We start from the raw sequence: 16,306 nt of genomic DNA, 5'->3' as shown, positions 1-16,306 counted from the left end.
AACTGAGGTTCAGACAACCTGTTAGTGGTGTGGAGGCTACCTGAAAATGTTGTGTCAACCATGTTTCAGGTAGCCTTTAAATTTGGCAGACGGCGGGCATTATACCAGCCCGTCTATATCACCGGCCTGCGCTTCGGCAGCCAGCAAATCGGCCACTTGCCGCTGCCAGTTTGCCGGCAGCGTGGGCACGGCTTCGCGGCGTGGCACGGTCCAAATCGAATCGGGGAAAAACGCATCGTTTTCAAAGCGGGCAATCACATGCCAATGCAGGTGTGGCACTTGGTTGCCGAAGCTGGCCAGATTGATTTTGGCCGGGCGCAACACCCGGCGCATCGCCGCTTCGGTGCGCCATACTGCCGCCATCATTTCCTGCCGCTCTGCTGCGGGCAAATCCGTCATCTCGGCCACATGGTCGCGCCAAATCACACGGCAAAACGCGGGTGCGGCGGGCGTGTCGTTTACGGCAATCACGCGCAATCGGCTGTTTTGCCACAGCACGGTTTCATTTTCAGCACGGCACAGCGGGCAGGAGGCAGGCATTTCAGTTCCTTCAAGGTGGTTTAACGAATCGGGGCAAGGGTATAGCACGACGGCGGGTTTGCCAAGTGGAGCGGGAGAAAGGCTACCTGAAAGCGCAGCTTCAACGAAGTTAAAACAAGTGCAAATCTTCTTTCAGGTAGCCTTTACCTCCTCCGCCAGATTGGCTATATTCAAGCTATAGCTTCCTTCCTACTGCGTTAGCTCGCCTTGTAGGAAGAAATCATGATTTTAGCCATATTCCCCCTCCCAAGGATTTCCCCATGCGTTTCTTCCACCGCCAGCAGCAATCGCGCTGCCGTACCGTGCGGCTGGTGGTGTTCTATGTGCTGGCTCTGATCGTCACAGTCGCCATCACTTCCGCCGGGCTCGGCAGCCTGCCGTTTTTGTTCGGTGCCAAAGTACGGCACAGCCTGTGGTGGTACTACCTGCCACCTGCCCTGTTTGTATGCGCGCTCACCATCGGTCTTAGCCTGCACCGCCTGCGCGAGCTGCGGCGTGGCGGCGAAGCGATAGCCAAGCGGCTGGGTGGCGAGGCCTTGCAGCTGGCCGATGCCACCTTTGCCGAGCGGCGGCTGCTCAACGTGGTGGCGGAAACCGCGCTTTCCGCCGGCCTGCCCACCCCGCCGGTGTACCTGCTGCGCCGCGACGGCAGCATCAACGCCTTTGCCGCCGGCATGAGCCCGCGCAGCGCCGTGATCGGCGTTACCCAAGGCGCCATCAACCTGCTCACGCGCGACGAGCTGCAAGCCATCGTTGCCCACGAATTCAGCCACATCCGCAATGGCGACATGCGCCTCAACTGTTATCTGGCCGCCTGGCTGCACGGCCTGCAGGGCATCGCCAGCAGCGGGCGCTATTTCCTCTACGGCCGCGATAACGAACATTATCTGGAATACCGCCGCCGCAAAAATGTAGACAATCATCCTTTCGACAACGGCGTGGAAATCATCATGCAGACCCTGCCGCTGCAAGCCCTCGGCCTGCTGCTGATCGTGCTGGGCTCGGTCGGCAGCCTGTTTGCCCTCTGGCTGCAGGCTGCCGTGTGCCGCGAGCGCGAATTTCTGGCCGACGCTGCCGCCGTGCAGTTCACCCGCCAAACCGCTCCGCTCATCGAAGCGCTGCGCAAAAGTGCCCGTACCGCCTCCTGCCGCCTCGCCTCCCCCGAAGCCCCAGAATATGCCCACCTGATGTTCAGCCGCATCCGCCCCGGCGACCTCGCCGCCACCCACCCGCCGCTTATCGAACGCATCCGCAGGCTCGATGCCGCCGCTGCCCGCCGCCTGGCCGAAGAGTTGGCCTATGCCGACAGCCTCGCCCTGCCTTCCCCCATTCACCTCAGCTTCGCTGCCCCGCAGCCGATGAGTGTCGAAGCCGAAGAAGCCGAACACCTCTACCGCCAGCGGCAGGCCCTGATGCAGGCGCGCATCCACCGCCACCGCCCGTCCGCCCCGTATCTGCTCCTACAAGCCGACTGGCAGGCTGCCGCCTACGATGGCGAATATGCCTCTGCCGCCCTGCTCTGCCTGTTCCAAGTGCCCGCCCTGCCCGCCGGCTGCTGGCACCAGGCCGAACACAACGGCGGCGTCAGCCCCTTCGTTTGGCAACAGCTCGCCCGCTTGCAGCAGCATCCCCTGCTGCCCAGCACCGAGCTGCTCGAACACCTCCTGCCCGCCCTCGTGATGCAGGAAGACCATGTCCTGCAAGCCCTGCTCGACCAAATCCGCAACCGCTTCCGCCAACACGGCACCAACCTCGAGCAAGCCTACCTCTGGCTGCTGCTCAAAGCCTATCTCGCCCCTGCCCCGCAGCCCGGCCGCCTCACGCAGCATCCCGCTGCCGAAGCCCTAACCCGCGCTGCCGAGCTCTCACCCAAACAGCTGCAAACTGCCGTGAAAGGCGCACTACTGCTCACCGAGCCTGCCAAAATCACCCTGCTACGCCCCCTCGCCGCCATCCTCCCCGTCAGCCACCCCTTGCTCTGGCGCTACCTCTGCATACGTCTCGACATCGGCGCCTGGCACTTCGGTATGGCAGGCAGTAAAGGTTAGAAACCGCCTAAAACTTCGCCGACTCGATTTTTCAGGTAGCCTTTATCCAATACAAAAACTGCCAGAGCATAGACAAATAACCATACAACACCTGCCCTCCCTCTTCCTTCACCACCTGCCAAAAATCCCCGCTATGCTCAACACCCAACCCAGCTCGCCGCCACCGAAAGCTTCCTCGCTCAATACCGCTATCTTGATGCTGCCAGCTGGGCATACCGGCTCAAATAGCGCAGCATTGCCCTGCCACCATGCCTGCAAACAGTGTTGGACGAACAACACGACGTCCCCCAAGCCCCCTTGATTTACTGGCAGCATCTTCCAGCTCAAACCACATCAACTCGCCCACCTGCAAACCTAAAGCCGAAAACGGCGACACTACCGCCGCCACCCACCTCGCCCAATACTACAGCTTCGACACCGAACGCCCCGAAAACGAACGCCTAGCCAACTATATTGGGAAGCTAAAGCGGCCTGAGGCCGACCGAAATAAAGCTGTATACAGAGGAAAAGGCTACCTGAAAATTTTAGCTTCGCAGAAACTCGCGAGCTCGTTTTCAGGTAGCCTGTTCTTATCCAAACAGCTTACAGCACGTACCGCGCCAAATCTTCCTGTTCGGCCACTTCGGCCAGCCGCTCGTCTACATAGGCGGCGGTAATCTGCGTGGTGCCTTGCGGGGCGTGGAAGGATACGTCTTCCAGCAGTTTTTCCAGCACGGTGTGCAGGCGGCGGGCACCGATGTTTTCGGTTTTCTCGTTCACTTGGAAGGCGATTTCAGCCAGGCGGGTGATGCCGTCGGGAGCGAAATCGAGCTCTACGCCGTCGGTGGCCAGCAGGGCTTGATATTGCTTGGTGAGACTGGCGTCGGTGCTGGTGAGGATGGCTTGGAAGTCTTCCACGGTGAGGCTGCTCAATTCCACGCGGATGGGGAAACGGCCTTGCAGCTCGGGAATCAGGTCGCTGGGTTTGCTTAAATGGAAGGCGCCGGAAGCAATAAAAAGGATGTGGTCGGTTTTAATCATGCCGTATTTGGTTTGCACGGTGGTGCCTTCCACCAACGGCAAAAGGTCGCGCTGTACGCCTTGGCGCGATACGTCGCCGCCGTGCCGGTTGCTGTCGGCCGCGATTTTATCGATTTCGTCGAGGAACACGATACCGTGTTGCTCCACGGCGTGTACAGCCTGTTCACGCAGTTCTTCTTCGTTAATCAGCTTGGCGGCTTCTTCGTCCAGCAAGAGTTTCATGGCGGCAGCCACTTTAATTTTGTGCGGCTTTGTGCGGCCTTTGCTGAGGTTGGCAAACATGTCTTGCAGCTGGCTGCTGAATTCTTCCATCCCGGGCGGGCCCATCACTTGCATGGAGGTAGGCGAGGCTTGGCTCAGTTCGATATTGATTTCTTTATCGTCCAATTCGCCCTGGCGCAGCATTTCGCGGAATTTTTTGCGTGTGTGGCTTTCAGGCTGCGGTTCGGCCGGTTCGCCTTCGAAGCCGGTTTGCGGCGGGGGCGGCAAAAGCGCATCGAGCACGCGGTTTTCGGCAGCATCTTGGGCGCGGGCGCGGTTTTTACGCACAGCCTGTTCGCGCAAATTCTTCAGGGCGATTTCCATTAAATCGCGCACGATGCTGTCCACATCACGTCCCACATAGCCCACTTCGGTAAACTTGGTGGCCTCGATTTTGATAAACGGCGCATTGGCCAGCCGCGCCAAACGGCGGGCAATTTCGGTTTTGCCCACGCCGGTGGGGCCGATCATCAGGATATTTTTCGGCACGATTTCGCTTTGCAGCGGCTCGGCCACCTGGCTTCTGCGGTAGCGGTTGCGTAAGGCCACAGCCACGGCCTTTTTGGCCTGCTGTTGGCCGATGATGTGTTTGTCCAGCTCATGGACGATTTCTTGCGGAGTCATCACGGAAGTGCTCATAAAACGGTTCCCAAAATAGCTTGATCAAATATAGGGCGGATGAACTTAACTTTAGCCACGGCGTTGGCTCGCTTGGAATCGAAAGGCAATCTAATCCGCCATCACGAACAGCAGGCAAATGGCACCGCCGCTGCGAAAATCAAGGGCAGCTAACTAGTTTGCCCGAGAGTTTGGTTTCAGGTAGCCTGTTGGCGTAGTATCTACCAAGAAAAAGGCTACCTGAAAATACAGCGCAACCCCGCACCCAAAGCGAGCCGCTTGCGGCATACCGTCCACCCAATACCACGGTAAAACGGTATTTTTTCAACAAATGCTTGCGCCCGTATGGCAAATTACCCTAGAATCCGCTGTTTTCTTATTGATCAAATTTCCCAAAGGAAGAAGGAATAATAAATATGGTAGTTATCCGTTTTTCGCGCGGCGGCTCCAAGCATTCTCCGTTTTTCAACATCGTGGTAGCCGATTCACGCAACCGTCGTGACGGCCGCTTCATCGAGCGCGTTGGTTTCTACAACCCCGTAGCCAACGAAAAACAAGAACGCGTACGCCTGAACACCGAACGCCTGAACTACTGGGTGAGCCAAGGCGCGCAAGTGAGCGACGCCGTTGCCCGCTTGGTAAAAGAGCAGCAGAAAGCCGCTTAATCCCGGAATACCCGTCATGAGCCGCAGCCAAGACAACTGGGTAGCCATGGGCTATGTGAAAGGCGCTTTCGGCATCAAAGGCTGGGTAAAAGTAGCCGCCGATACCGAATATGCCGACAGCCTACTGGACTACCCTGTATGGCAGCTGAGCAAAGACGGTGTTTCCCGCAGTTATACGTTGGAAAACGGCCAGGTGGCCGGCGATGAATTGCAAGTAAAATTCGCCAAAATAAGCGACCGCGATGCCGCACAGCTATTGCGCGGCTACACCATCGAAATCAAACGCAGCGATTTTGAGCCCGCTCAAGAAGGCGAATACTACTGGGCAGACTTGGTCGGCTTGACGGTGCAAAACCGGCAAAACGAACTCATCGGCACAGTAAACAGCCTGGTGGAAACCGGTGCACACGATATTTTGGTGGTAGATGGTGAGCATGGCCGCAAACTGATTCCGTTTGTCGATCACTACATCGACAATGTGGATTTGGAACAAGGCAGCATCATTGCTGATTGGGGCTTGGATTACTGATGTATATCCAAGCCATTACCCTGTTTGGCGAGATGTTCCGCAGCATCACCGATTACGGCGTAACCGGCCGCGCCCTGCAACGCGGCTTATGGCATTTCAACAGCATCAACCCACGCCAGTTTGCCGATAATAAATTGGGCTACATCGACGACAGGCCTTTTGGCGGCGGCCCTGGCATGATTATGATGGCTGAACCACTGCAATTGGCAATCGATGCCGCCAAAGCGCAGTACAATGGCAAAGTTGTTTACCTCAGCCCGCAAGGTAGCCCGTTCACGCACCAAAAAGCAGCCGAACTGGCTAAACTAGACAGTTTGATTTTGGTTTGTGGCCGCTACGAAGGCATCGACGAGCGTCTGCTGAGCAGTGCCATCGATGAAGAAATCAGCATTGGCGACTTTGTAGTATCTGGCGGCGAATTGCCAGCCATGATGCTGGTGGATGCAGTGTTGAGGCTGATTCCCGGCGTGCTGGGCGATGCCGACTCGGCCGGGCAGGATTCTTTTGCCAACGGCCTCTTAGACTGCCCACACTACACCCGCCCGATAGAATTTCAGGGCATGACCGTGCCCGCTGTATTGCGCAGCGGCAACCACGCCCTGATTGCGGAATGGCGCTTAGAACAAGCGTTGCGCCGCACCCTGCAGCGCCGACCAGACCTTTTGACCGGCCGCGCATTAACCCCAGAGGAATCTAGGCTCCTGCAGAAAATTCAGCAGGAGGAACGAGATATCCCATCATAAACTTAAGGACTATAGCAATGAACTTGATTCAACAGCTCGAACAGGAAGAAATCGCCCGTTTGAACAAAACCATCCCCGAATTCGCTCCCGGTGACACCGTATCCGTTTCCGTGCGCGTAACCGAGGGCAACCGTACCCGTCTGCAAGCCTACGAAGGCGTGGTAATTTCCCGCCGCAACCGTGGCCTGAACAGCAACTTCATCGTGCGCAAAATCTCCAGCGGCGAAGGCGTAGAACGTACTTTCCAGCTGTATTCTCCCAACGTGGAAAAAATCGAAGTGAAACGCCGCGGTCATGTTCGCCGTGCCAAACTGTACTACCTGCGTGGCCTCACTGGTAAAGCCGCCCGCATTAAAGAAAAATTGTCCGGCCGCAAACTGGAAGATTAATCTTTGCTGTCATCGAAAACCTGCCCACTGCGGCAGGTTTTTGTTTGCGGCTTGATTACCCAGTCGCTTTGCCTCATGCATACTGAAACCATAGAAAACACCTGAGCACAAAGCCAAATATCGAACAAATAAAGGCTACCTGAAATTCTAGCTTCGTAGAGACCCACAAACTTACTCTTGATAAAATCCATTACATCCCGTTTTATCAAAATACACCACGCCCATTTTCAGGTAGCCTCTATCCCACCCGCTACCTTTCTACCAACACTGCCATGTCCGCCTTTCTCCGCCCCCGCCTGCACATCCTCGCTCTGCTCGCCCTGGCTGCAATGCTGATCGGCCAGCTTGGCAGTCTGTTTTGGCCGGCCGAACTGTTCAGCCATTTTCTGCCCCACTACGCCGCTATTTTCATCTTGGCCGCGTTCTGGCCGCGCCCGAAGTGGCGGGCGCTGTGGCTCGTGTGTTCTGCCGCATCTCTGCTATGGCTGGCTCAGCCCTTCGCCCTGCCCGATGCCCCATCCGGCGGCACGCGGCTGGTTTGGTACAACGTCCACCTCGACAACCCCGACGCCGAAGCGGAAAGCGCCGCCCTCTTGGCTGAGCAGGCCGACTTCATCGCGCTGGGCGAAATCAATCTCGACAACCCCGGCTGGCAAAGCCTGCGCCAAGCCTATCCGCACGGCTGCCAACACCGCGAACACAGCCCCTTCGCCCTCGCCCTGTGGGGCAAACAGCCGCTGGCCGCCTGCGAAGTGCGCATGATTGGCGACTACCCCTATATCCGCGCCCAAACTGTCGACGGCACCACCCTCTACGCCCTGCACCCGCCGCCACCCATCAGCAGCGAACTGGCCGGGGAGCGGCAGCACTACTTAGCCGAAACCGCCCGCGCCCTTGCCGCCGAACCGCGCGCGCTGGCTGTGGGCGACTTCAACAGCAGCCCGTTTTCCCCGCTGTTCCGCCGCTTCCTGCAAGAAAGCGGCAGCCGCCCCGCCACCCGCTATTTCACGCCCACTTGGAAACCGTTTTTCCTCAATATCGACCACGCCTTAGCCAAAGGCCTAAACGTTTCCGCCCACCCCTTGCCCTGGCAGCACTCCGACCACCGGCCGCTCTTGGTGGAATACGCCCATCAATAAAGTAAAAACAGCAAAGGCTACCTGAAACCGCCATTTCGTTTTCAGGTAGCCTTTCCCGCCCAACTTTACCGCACATTGTGTGATAAAATAACGCGTTTTAATCGATTGGGCTTTAAATCTCCATGAGCAGCACCCACGACCACCGGTTTGCCAAAGAAACCATCCCTGTCAGCCTCGAAGAGGAAATGCGCAAAAGCTATCTCGATTACGCCATGTCGGTAATCGTCGGCCGCGCGCTGCCCGATGTGCGCGACGGCCTAAAACCCGTGCACCGCCGCGTGCTCTACGCCATGCACGAGTTGAAAAACAATTGGAACTCGTCTTATAAAAAATCCGCCCGTATCGTGGGCGATGTTATCGGTAAATACCACCCGCACGGCGACAGCGCAGTGTACGACACCATCGTGCGCATGGCGCAGCCATTCTCCATGCGCTATATGCTGGTAGACGGCCAGGGCAACTTCGGCTCGGTGGACGGCGACGGCGCGGCAGCCATGCGTTACACCGAAATCCGCATGGCGAAAATCGCCCACGAAATGCTGGCCGACATTGAAGAAGACACCGTAAACTTCGGCCCGAACTACGACGGCAGCGAACAAGAGCCGCTGGTGATGCCCACCCGCTTCCCCGCCCTGCTGACCAATGGCTCGGCCGGTATTGCCGTGGGCATGGCCACCAACATCCCGCCGCACAATTTGGGCGACACGGTAGATGCCTGCCTGCAACTCTTGGCCGATCCAGATACATCTATCGACGCGCTCATCGACACCATCAAAGCCCCCGACTTCCCCACCGGCGCCACCATTTACGGCCTCGCCGGCGTGCGCGAAGGCTACCGCACCGGCCGCGGCCGCGTGGTGATGCGCGGCAAGACCCATATCGAGCCCGTCGGCAAACACGGCGAGCGCGAAGCCATCATCATCGATGAAATCCCCTATCAGGTAAACAAAGCCAAACTGGTGGAAAAAATCGGCGAGCTGGTGCGCGAGAAAACGCTGGAAGGCATTTCCGATTTGCGCGACGAATCCGACAAATCCGGTATGCGCGTGGTAATCGAGCTGAAGCGCAACGAAAACGCCGAAGTCGTGCTCAACCAGCTCTACAAACTCACCCAGCTGCAAGACAGCTTCGGTATCAACATGGTGGCCCTGGTCGACGGCCAGCCGCGCCTGTTGAATTTGAAGCAGATTCTGGCCGAATTCCTGCGCCACCGCCGCGAAGTGGTTACCCGCCGCACCCTGTTCCGCCTGAAAAAAGCGCGGCACGAAGGCCACATCGCCGAAGGCAAAGCCGTAGCGCTTTCCAATATCGACCCGATGATTCAGCTCATCAAAGAATCCGCCGATGCTGCCGAAGCCAAAGCCAAGCTGTTAGCGCGGCCGTGGCAGTCCGGCCTGGTGGGCGACATGCTCAGCCGCACCGATTTGGATTTGAACATGGCGCGCCCAGAAGGGCTACCTGAAAACCTCGGCCTGCGCGAAGACGGCTATTATTTGAGCGACTTGCAAGCCGACGCCATCTTGCGCATGAGCCTGCGCAACCTCACCGGCCTCGACCAAGACACCATCCTCGCCGACTACAAAACCATCATGGCGCAGATTATCGATTTCCTGGATATTTTGGCCAAGCCCGAGCGCATCACCCAAATCATCAACGACGAGCTCATCGAAATCAAAACCAACTTCGGCGAGCCGCGCCGCAGCGAAATCAATCCGTTCGGCGGCGACATCGCCGACGAAGACCTGATTCCGCCGCGCGAAATGGTGGTTACCCTCACCCACAGCGGCTACATCAAAACCCAGCCCACCACCGACTACCAAGCCCAGCGGCGCGGCGGTCGTGGCAAGCAGGCCGCCGCCACCAAAGACGAAGATTTCATCGAAACCCTGTTTGTGGCCAACACCCACGACTACCTGATGTGCTTCACCAACCACGGCCGCTGCCACTGGATTAAGGTGTACAAACTGCCCGAAGGCGGGCGCAACTCGCGCGGCCGCCCGATCAACAACGTTATCCAGCTGGACGAAAACGAAAAAGTCTCCGCCATCCTGCCCGTGCGTGACTTCCCCGAAGACGAATACGTTTTCTTCGCCACCGCCATGGGCGTAGTGAAAAAAGTGCAACTTTCCGCGTTTAAAAACGTGAGCAAAGTCGGCATCAAAGCCATCGCCCTCAAAGAAGGCGACAGCTTGGTGGGCGTGGCACGCACCTCCGGCCGCAACGACATCATGCTCTTCTCCAACCTCGGCAAAGCCATCCGCTTCAACGAATATTGGGAGCGCAGCAGCGACGACGAAGAAACGGGCGACGACAACGACACCGAAATTTCAGGTAGCCAGGAAGACGACAGCACCGAAAGCGCCCCCATCAGCGGCAAACACGGCGTACGCCCCAGCGGCCGCGGCAGCGGCGGCCTGCGCGGCATGAGATTGCCCGAAAACGGCCGCATCGTCAGCCTCATCACCTTCGCCCCCGAGTGCGAGCAGAGCGAACTGCAAGTGCTCACCGCCACCGCCAACGGCTACGGCAAACGCACCCCGATTGCCAGCTACAACCGCAAAAACAAAGGCGGCCAAGGCAACATCGCCATCAACACCGGTGAGCGCAACGGCGACTTGGTGGCTGCCACCCTGGTGAGCGAAAGCGACGACCTGATGCTGATCACCAGCGGCGGCGTACTCATCCGCACCAAGGTGGAACAAATCCGCGAAACCGGCCGCGCCGCCGCCGGCGTGAAGCTGATTAACCTGGACGAAGGCGAAACCCTCGTCAGCCTCGAGCGCGTAGCCGAAGAAGAGGACGACGAAGCACAAGTCGCTGAAGCTCAAACTGCAGCTGAAAACCCGAGCCAAGAACAAGGCGAGGCTTAAGCGCCTGCCAAGAAAAGGCTACCTGAAAATAGAGCGGCATCAATTTTCAGGTAGCCTTTCGTTTAATCCATTCCTTGTAACACCAATCACGAAATATTTAATGGGAATGATGTAGCTACGCCTTCTGCTGGCACAGCCGAACGGAGCGTGATTTTTCGGGGAACAAGGGCTTGCATGTTCGAAGCGGCGCAGCCGCAAGTTTCAGCTAATCCAATTTCTCTTTGCGCCCGAAAAACCATGCGGAGTGAGGGAAGTTTGGCGAAACCAACCCTGTGCCTGCAGTCGCCTTTCTTTGCTTCCTTCCTTTGGCGATGCAAAGAAAACGAGGTCTCCGAAGGAGGACGAGTTTCTGCGGAGTAAAAACGAAACCTTCGCTAGAAGGGTTCGTTTTAACGAAGTTAAAACAAGACCTCTGCAAGAGAGCTTGTTTTTACGCAGCTAAATGAGCGTCCCGCGCCGGCATGAGGCGCAAAGGCGAACAGAGTAAAACGATGAAAACACCTAGAATTTAGCCAGCTGCCAGAAATCTAACTTATACTTATGCACAAAATATTGTGTATTAATTACACCTTACCCCCCCAAGGAGGCTACCTGAAACCATGCGTGCCGTTATCCAAAAAGTCAGCCATGCCCACATCGCCGCCGCCGATGCGCCCGATGCACCGTTCAGCCAAATTCCCCACGGCCTGTGTGTGCTGCTTGGCGTGGGCGGTGAAGACAGCGAGGCCGACGCCCGCTATATCGCCGACAAAATCGCCCACCTGCGCATCTTTGAAGACGAAGCCGGCAAACTCAATCTGTCGGTGAAAGACACCGGCGGCGAAGTGCTGCTGGTATCGCAATTCACCCTCTACGGCGACGCCCGCAACGGCCGCCGCCCCTCCTTCACCCAAGCCGCCCGCCCCGAACAGGCCGAAGCGCTGTATCAGCAAGTGGCCGCCCTCTTGCGCAGCCACGGTGTGAACGTGGCCGAAGGCCGCTTCCGTACCCACATGCTGGTCAGCCTGTGCAACGACGGGCCGGTAACCATTTTGCTGGATTCGCAAAAAACGTTTTAAAGGCTACCTGAAACCAAAGTAGCAAAAAATTCAAACTCTGCCAATAAAAAACCTGCCCCCAAAGGGCAGGTTTTGCATGAAGCGGTTTTACTGCAAGCTACTGCGCCATGCCTTCGGCCGGCGGCAGTTCGCGCATATCGCGCCAGCCGTCGTTGGTTTTTACCAGCGTGGCCTGCTCCACCCGTTTCAGCGGCAGGCGGTTCTGCCAGGCTTCGCTGCCCTGGCGCACCAGTCGTTTTGCCCAGCCGTCCATCGTGATGCTGCCCTCATACACCACGCGGGATACGGTGAGGCCAGCGGCATTGGTGGCCGGCTCAGTGTAGTACTGCACTTTATCCACATGCTCATGCCCCAAGCAGAACAGCGGCCCATTTAAGCCGGCGCGGGTATGTTTGCGCCCGTTTTCGGTGAGCGCGAACACCAGCGCCACATCGTCATCTCCCTCTTTCAAGCGCTCATACAAACCAGCACTCTCCAAAGCCCGCATCTGCTTGACGGCTGCTTCATTGATGCGTTTATCTTCCACATCACGGCGCGGCAGCACAATCCGCTCCGAGCCCAACAGCGGCGCAGCTCCGTCGGCATCCAAAGCCAACGGCAGGCACACTTCGTTTGCCGCCGCATAACGCGCCAGCACATCCCGAAACTGCCCCTTGCCTGCTTCCTGCGCGCCGCAACCGGCCAGCAAACTGGCAGCCAAGGCCGCCCATATCCAATGTTTCATAAATTCTCCAAAATCAAATATATCCTGACACAACCTATGCCATGCCATGACAAAAAAACATCCTACCCGTACAATGGCGGGCGTTTCAATCGGCAAGGATTATACACAATAATGACCACCCTCTACGGCATCCCAAACTGCGCCACCGTGAAAAAAGCCCGCGCCTGGCTAGACGAAAAACAAGTGCCCCATGCCTTCGTTAATTTCAAAACCGAAGCCCCCGCGCCCGAACAGCTCGCCCATTGGCTCGATGCCGTTGGTGCAGACGTTCTCATCAACCGCAAAGGCACCACCTGGCGCAAACTCAGCCCGGCCGAACAAGCTGCCGCCGACAGCCGCGAAGGCGCCATCGCCCTGATGCAGGCACAGCCCTCCGTGATCAAACGCCCCGTGCTCGAACACCAAGGCCGCGTCCACATCGGCTTTTCCCCAGAACGTTATTCCGAAATCTTCGCCTAAACCATGAGCCAAACCATCTTTATCGCCGACCTCCACCTCTCCGAGCACAGCCCCGAGCTCACCGAACTCTTCCTGCGCCAGCTGCACCAATGGCAAAGCACGGCCGATGCCCTCTACATCCTCGGCGACCTGTTCGACGCTTGGGTGGGCGACGACGATCGCACCCCCTTCACCGACCATATCGCCGCCGAATTAAAAGCATTCGCCCAACACAAACCCGTGTATTTCATCCCCGGCAACCGCGATTTCCTGCTCGGCCAAGACTTCGCCAGCCGCAGCGGCATGACCCTGCTGCCCGAGCAGCATCCGCTTACCCTCTACGGCCGCCAATACCTGCTCACCCACGGCGACGAACTCTGCACCGCCGACCTGCCCTATATGCAGTTCCGCGCCCAATCGCGCCAGCCCCAATGGCAGGCCGCCATCCTCGCCAAGCCCCTGGCTGAACGCCGCCTGCTGGCGCAGCAAATCCGCCAGATGAGCGAACGCGGTAAAGCCGAAAACGGCAAAAGTGCCGTTTCCGACGTAACTGAAGAAGCGGTATCCGCCCTGATGGCGCAACACCCCGGCGCCGATCTTATCCACGGCCACACTCACCGCCCGGCCACCCACCGGCACACCCTGCCCAACGGCCAAAGCTTTACCCGCTTTGTGCTGCAAGACTGGTATGGCAAAGAAGGCGGCTGCCTTGTCGTATCGGCCGAAGGTGTGAGCGCACAGCATTTGGCCTTAGATTAGCCAAACCCGTGCAGGAATATTTTCAGGTAGCCTTTCCACCGCTTGGGAAGGCTACCTGAAAATCTAACAGGCTACCTGAAACCCATATCTGCAATGCCGTGGAATGTTTCAGGTAGCCTGTTAATACAACGGATGGGGATAAAGCCCAACCTGACAAAATTTCAGCCCGCCGCCCATTCACTCACCACAAAATCCTCCAGCTCCATGACAACCTCGCCTAAATTTCTGTTTCACGGGTTGGAAAAACCCCGCCGCCCGTTTACAATGGCATACTTTCATTTTTCTTTTTGGAGTCTTGCCCCATGTTGCATTTCCCACTCGCCGCAGCGACCCAGCCCGACCTGATGAGTACCATTCAGAGTTTCCTCCCGCTGATTTTCCTCTTCGCCATGCTTTACTTCATGATTCTCCGGCCGAAACAGCGTGATGAGAAGCGCCGCCGCGAGATGCTCAAGGAACTGAAAAAAGGCGACAAAGTGATGACCGGCGCCGGCATGATCGGCAGAGTTTCCAAAATCGGCGAAGAAATCATCGGCCTAGAAGTTGCCCCCGACACCGTGGTCGAGTTTCACCGCGACGCCATCATCAAAAAGCTCGACAACTAACCTTTTCCTACGGCGCAGCAGCCGCATTCCAGCCATGCTGCCCGTTTTCCGTTTCTGAAAGCCCGTTATGAACCGTTATCCGCTTTGGAAATACCTGCTGATTGGGCTGGTTATCGTTGTATCCGCCATCTACGCCCTGCCCAACCTCTACGGCGAAACCCCAGCCGTGCAGGTTTCCACCAACCGCCAGTCGATCCACATCGATCAAACCACCGAACAAGCCGTGGAAGAGGCGCTGAAGGCAGCCAACATCCAGCACAACGGCATGTTTATTGCCGACGGCAGCCTGCGCGTGCGCCTGCCCAATGAAGAGTTGCAGAGCAAAGCCCGCGACGTTATCGAGCAGAAATTGGGCGACAACTACATCATCGCCCTCAACCTGATTGCCAACACCCCCGACTGGATGACCAAGCTCGGCGCCAACCCGATGTTCCTCGGTCTCGACCTGCGCGGCGGCGTGCACTTCACCATGCGTGTAGACATGCACGCAGCAGTGGACAAAACCTTCGACCGTATCTCCGGCGATTTCCGCCGCCAGCTGCGCAAAGATAAAATCCGCACCGGCAATATGCGCCGCAGCGGCGATACGCTGATTGTGCCTTTCCAAGATGCAGCCACCCTGCAGGCCGCCCTGCCCAAACTGAAAGAAACTGCTCCGGATGCGGAATTGAGGGCTGACGGCAACAACTTGGTGGTGAGCCTGCCCGAGGCCACCCAAACGCAAATCCGCGATGCCGCTGTGAAGCAAAACATCAACACCCTGCACAACCGCGTGAACGAATTGGGCGTGGCCGAACCGATTATCCAGCAAGCCGGCCCCGACCGCATCGTGGTGCAGCTGCCCGGCGTGCAAGACACCGCCAAAGCCAAAGACATCATCGGCCGCACCGCCACGCTGGAAGTGCGCATGGTGGCCGACGACCCCGCGCTGCTGCAACAGGCGGAAGCCGGCAACGTGCCAGCCGGCTATGAATTGCTGCCCACCGCCGAAGGCGGCCAGCTGTTGGTGAGCAAGCAGGTGGAATTCACCGGCGACAACATCAACGATGCCCAAGCCGGCTTCACCCACGACAACCGCCCATCGGTAAACCTGAAGCTCGACAACGCCGGCACCAGCATTTTCGCCGACCTTACCCGCAACAACGTCGGCCGCCGCACTGCGATGATCCTTATCGACCAGGGCAAAGCCGAAATCGTTACCGCGCCGACCATCAATGAACCAATTCCCGGTGGCAACGTGCAAATTTCAGGTAGCATGAACGTGGCTGAAGCCAACGATACCGCTCTCCTGCTGCGCGCCGGCTCGCTGGCTGCGCCAATGGAAATCATCGAAGAGCGCACCATTGGCCCCTCTATGGGTAAGGAAAATATCCAAAAAGGTTTCCACTCCACGCTGTGGGGCTTCCTGGTTGTGGCCGCCTTTATGGTAGTGTACTACCGCCTGTTCGGCATCTTCTCCGTGCTGGCACTCACTGCCAACCTGTTGTTCCTGGTTGCGATCTTGTCGCTGCTGCAAGCCACGCTCACCCTGCCCGGCATTGCGGCCATTGCGCTCACGCTCGGTATGGCCATCGATTCCAACGTGCTGATTAACGAGCGTATCCGGGAAGAGCTGCGCGACGGCATGAGCCCGCAGCAGGCCATCAGCGAAGGCTACCGCCACGCTTGGAACACCATTGTCGATTCCAACATCACCTCGCTGATTGCCGGTATCGCCCTCTTGGTATTCGGTTCCGGCGCAGTACGCGGCTTTGCCGTGGTGCACTGTATCGGCATCCTTACTTCTATGTTCTCATCCGTGGTGGTATCCCGTACCTTCGTGAACCTATGGTATGGTCGCCGCCGCAAGCTGAGTACTTTGTCCATCGGCATCACCCTGCCTACCTCCAAGGAGCACTAA

General features: G+C 57.8%; 15 protein-coding genes. 12 read left to right on the top strand and 3 right to left on the bottom strand.

Annotated features, from left to right (window positions below; genetic code table 11):
• Positions 1-99 precede the first annotated feature (99 nt).
• Positions 100-540: an HIT family protein gene (locus EZJ17_RS02355; protein ID WP_067443988.1), complete on the bottom strand. Its 441-nt coding sequence runs from the start codon at positions 538-540 to the stop codon at positions 100-102.
• A gap of 260 nt (positions 541-800) precedes the next feature.
• On the opposite strand from EZJ17_RS02355, the gene EZJ17_RS02350 reads away from it, so the two are divergent.
• Positions 801-2,588: a M48 family metalloprotease gene (locus tag EZJ17_RS02350; protein WP_067443990.1), complete on the top strand. Its 1,788-nt coding sequence runs from the start codon at positions 801-803 to the stop codon at positions 2,586-2,588.
• A gap of 582 nt (positions 2,589-3,170) precedes the next feature.
• Here the strand turns inward: EZJ17_RS02350 and hslU are convergent.
• Positions 3,171-4,508 (bottom strand): ATP-dependent protease ATPase subunit HslU, encoded by a 1,338-nt coding sequence (gene hslU, locus EZJ17_RS02345; protein ID WP_197478821.1) that lies wholly within the window; start codon positions 4,506-4,508, stop codon positions 3,171-3,173.
• A gap of 395 nt (positions 4,509-4,903) precedes the next feature.
• Between hslU and rpsP the strand changes: the two genes are divergently transcribed.
• From rpsP to dtd, 7 genes are all read left to right on the top strand, one after another.
• Positions 4,904-5,152 (top strand): 30S ribosomal protein S16, encoded by a 249-nt coding sequence (gene rpsP, locus EZJ17_RS02340; protein WP_023887900.1) that lies wholly within the window; start codon positions 4,904-4,906, stop codon positions 5,150-5,152.
• 16 nt (positions 5,153-5,168) lie between these two features.
• Positions 5,169-5,681, top strand: coding sequence for a ribosome maturation factor RimM (gene rimM, locus EZJ17_RS02335; protein WP_067441573.1), 513 nt, complete (start codon positions 5,169-5,171; stop codon positions 5,679-5,681).
• Entirely contained in the window at positions 5,681-6,424 is a 744-nt protein-coding gene (trmD, locus tag EZJ17_RS02330) for a tRNA (guanosine(37)-N1)-methyltransferase TrmD (RefSeq protein WP_067441571.1), read from the top strand. The genes rimM and trmD overlap by 1 nt, the downstream gene beginning before the upstream one ends.
• Positions 6,425-6,441: 17 nt before the next feature.
• Positions 6,442-6,813, top strand: coding sequence for a 50S ribosomal protein L19 (gene rplS / locus EZJ17_RS02325; protein ID WP_003824892.1), 372 nt, complete (start codon positions 6,442-6,444; stop codon positions 6,811-6,813).
• Between the two features lie 272 nt (positions 6,814-7,085).
• Entirely contained in the window at positions 7,086-7,952 is an 867-nt protein-coding gene (locus EZJ17_RS02320) for an endonuclease/exonuclease/phosphatase family protein (protein WP_067441565.1), read from the top strand.
• 122 nt (positions 7,953-8,074) lie between these two features.
• Positions 8,075-10,822 (top strand): DNA gyrase subunit A, encoded by a 2,748-nt coding sequence (gene gyrA, locus EZJ17_RS02315; protein WP_067443994.1) that lies wholly within the window; start codon positions 8,075-8,077, stop codon positions 10,820-10,822.
• 599 nt (positions 10,823-11,421) lie between these two features.
• Entirely contained in the window at positions 11,422-11,880 is a 459-nt protein-coding gene (dtd, locus tag EZJ17_RS02310) for a D-aminoacyl-tRNA deacylase (RefSeq protein ID WP_067441560.1), read from the top strand.
• 97 nt (positions 11,881-11,977) lie between these two features.
• Here dtd and EZJ17_RS02305 read toward each other — a convergent pair whose 3' ends face one another.
• On the bottom strand, positions 11,978-12,604 hold the full coding sequence (locus EZJ17_RS02305) for a hypothetical protein (protein ID WP_067441557.1): 627 nt from the start codon (positions 12,602-12,604) through the stop codon (positions 11,978-11,980).
• A 111-nt stretch (positions 12,605-12,715) separates the two neighbouring features.
• Between EZJ17_RS02305 and EZJ17_RS02300 the strand changes: the two genes are divergently transcribed.
• From EZJ17_RS02300 to secD, 4 genes are all read left to right on the top strand, one after another.
• A complete protein-coding gene (locus tag EZJ17_RS02300) occupies positions 12,716-13,063 on the top strand; it encodes an arsenate reductase (RefSeq protein WP_067441554.1) in 348 nt (115 codons plus the stop codon).
• 3 nt (positions 13,064-13,066) lie between these two features.
• Positions 13,067-13,801, top strand: a complete 735-nt coding sequence (locus tag EZJ17_RS02295) for a UDP-2,3-diacylglucosamine diphosphatase (RefSeq protein WP_067441551.1) — start codon at positions 13,067-13,069, stop codon at positions 13,799-13,801.
• A gap of 302 nt (positions 13,802-14,103) precedes the next feature.
• The gene (yajC, locus tag EZJ17_RS02290) at positions 14,104-14,406 is read left to right on the top strand and encodes a preprotein translocase subunit YajC (RefSeq protein WP_067441548.1); all 303 of its coding nucleotides are present in this window, start codon (positions 14,104-14,106) and stop codon (positions 14,404-14,406) included.
• Between the two features lie 67 nt (positions 14,407-14,473).
• On the top strand, positions 14,474-16,306 hold the full coding sequence (gene secD, locus EZJ17_RS02285) for a protein translocase subunit SecD (RefSeq protein ID WP_067441545.1): 1,833 nt from the start codon (positions 14,474-14,476) through the stop codon (positions 16,304-16,306).

Source organism: Eikenella exigua, assembly GCF_008805035.1.
In the GTDB taxonomy this organism is placed as follows: Bacteria; Pseudomonadota; Gammaproteobacteria; order Burkholderiales; family Neisseriaceae; genus Eikenella; species Eikenella exigua.
The sequence above is the reverse complement of the archived record's forward strand: the minus strand, read 5'-3'. Positions and strand labels throughout refer to the sequence as shown.

Coding starts and splice junctions, on each gene's coding strand:
- secD (WP_067441545.1), top strand. CDS start 14,474: ATGAACCGTTATCCGCTTTGGAAATACCTGCTGATTGGGCTGGTTATC.
- rpsP (WP_023887900.1), top strand. CDS start 4,904: ATGGTAGTTATCCGTTTTTCGCGCGGCGGCTCCAAGCATTCTCCGTTT.
- EZJ17_RS02350 (WP_067443990.1), top strand. CDS start 801: ATGCGTTTCTTCCACCGCCAGCAGCAATCGCGCTGCCGTACCGTGCGG.
- dtd (WP_067441560.1), top strand. CDS start 11,422: ATGCGTGCCGTTATCCAAAAAGTCAGCCATGCCCACATCGCCGCCGCC.
- EZJ17_RS02300 (WP_067441554.1), top strand. CDS start 12,716: ATGACCACCCTCTACGGCATCCCAAACTGCGCCACCGTGAAAAAAGCC.
- EZJ17_RS02355 (WP_067443988.1), bottom strand. CDS start 540: ATGCCTGCCTCCTGCCCGCTGTGCCGTGCTGAAAATGAAACCGTGCTG.
- EZJ17_RS02305 (WP_067441557.1), bottom strand. CDS start 12,604: ATGAAACATTGGATATGGGCGGCCTTGGCTGCCAGTTTGCTGGCCGGT.
- hslU (WP_197478821.1), bottom strand. CDS start 4,508: ATGAGCACTTCCGTGATGACTCCGCAAGAAATCGTCCATGAGCTGGAC.
- EZJ17_RS02295 (WP_067441551.1), top strand. CDS start 13,067: ATGAGCCAAACCATCTTTATCGCCGACCTCCACCTCTCCGAGCACAGC.
- yajC (WP_067441548.1), top strand. CDS start 14,104: ATGTTGCATTTCCCACTCGCCGCAGCGACCCAGCCCGACCTGATGAGT.
- EZJ17_RS02320 (WP_067441565.1), top strand. CDS start 7,086: ATGTCCGCCTTTCTCCGCCCCCGCCTGCACATCCTCGCTCTGCTCGCC.
- gyrA (WP_067443994.1), top strand. CDS start 8,075: ATGAGCAGCACCCACGACCACCGGTTTGCCAAAGAAACCATCCCTGTC.
- rplS (WP_003824892.1), top strand. CDS start 6,442: ATGAACTTGATTCAACAGCTCGAACAGGAAGAAATCGCCCGTTTGAAC.
- trmD (WP_067441571.1), top strand. CDS start 5,681: ATGTATATCCAAGCCATTACCCTGTTTGGCGAGATGTTCCGCAGCATC.
- rimM (WP_067441573.1), top strand. CDS start 5,169: ATGAGCCGCAGCCAAGACAACTGGGTAGCCATGGGCTATGTGAAAGGC.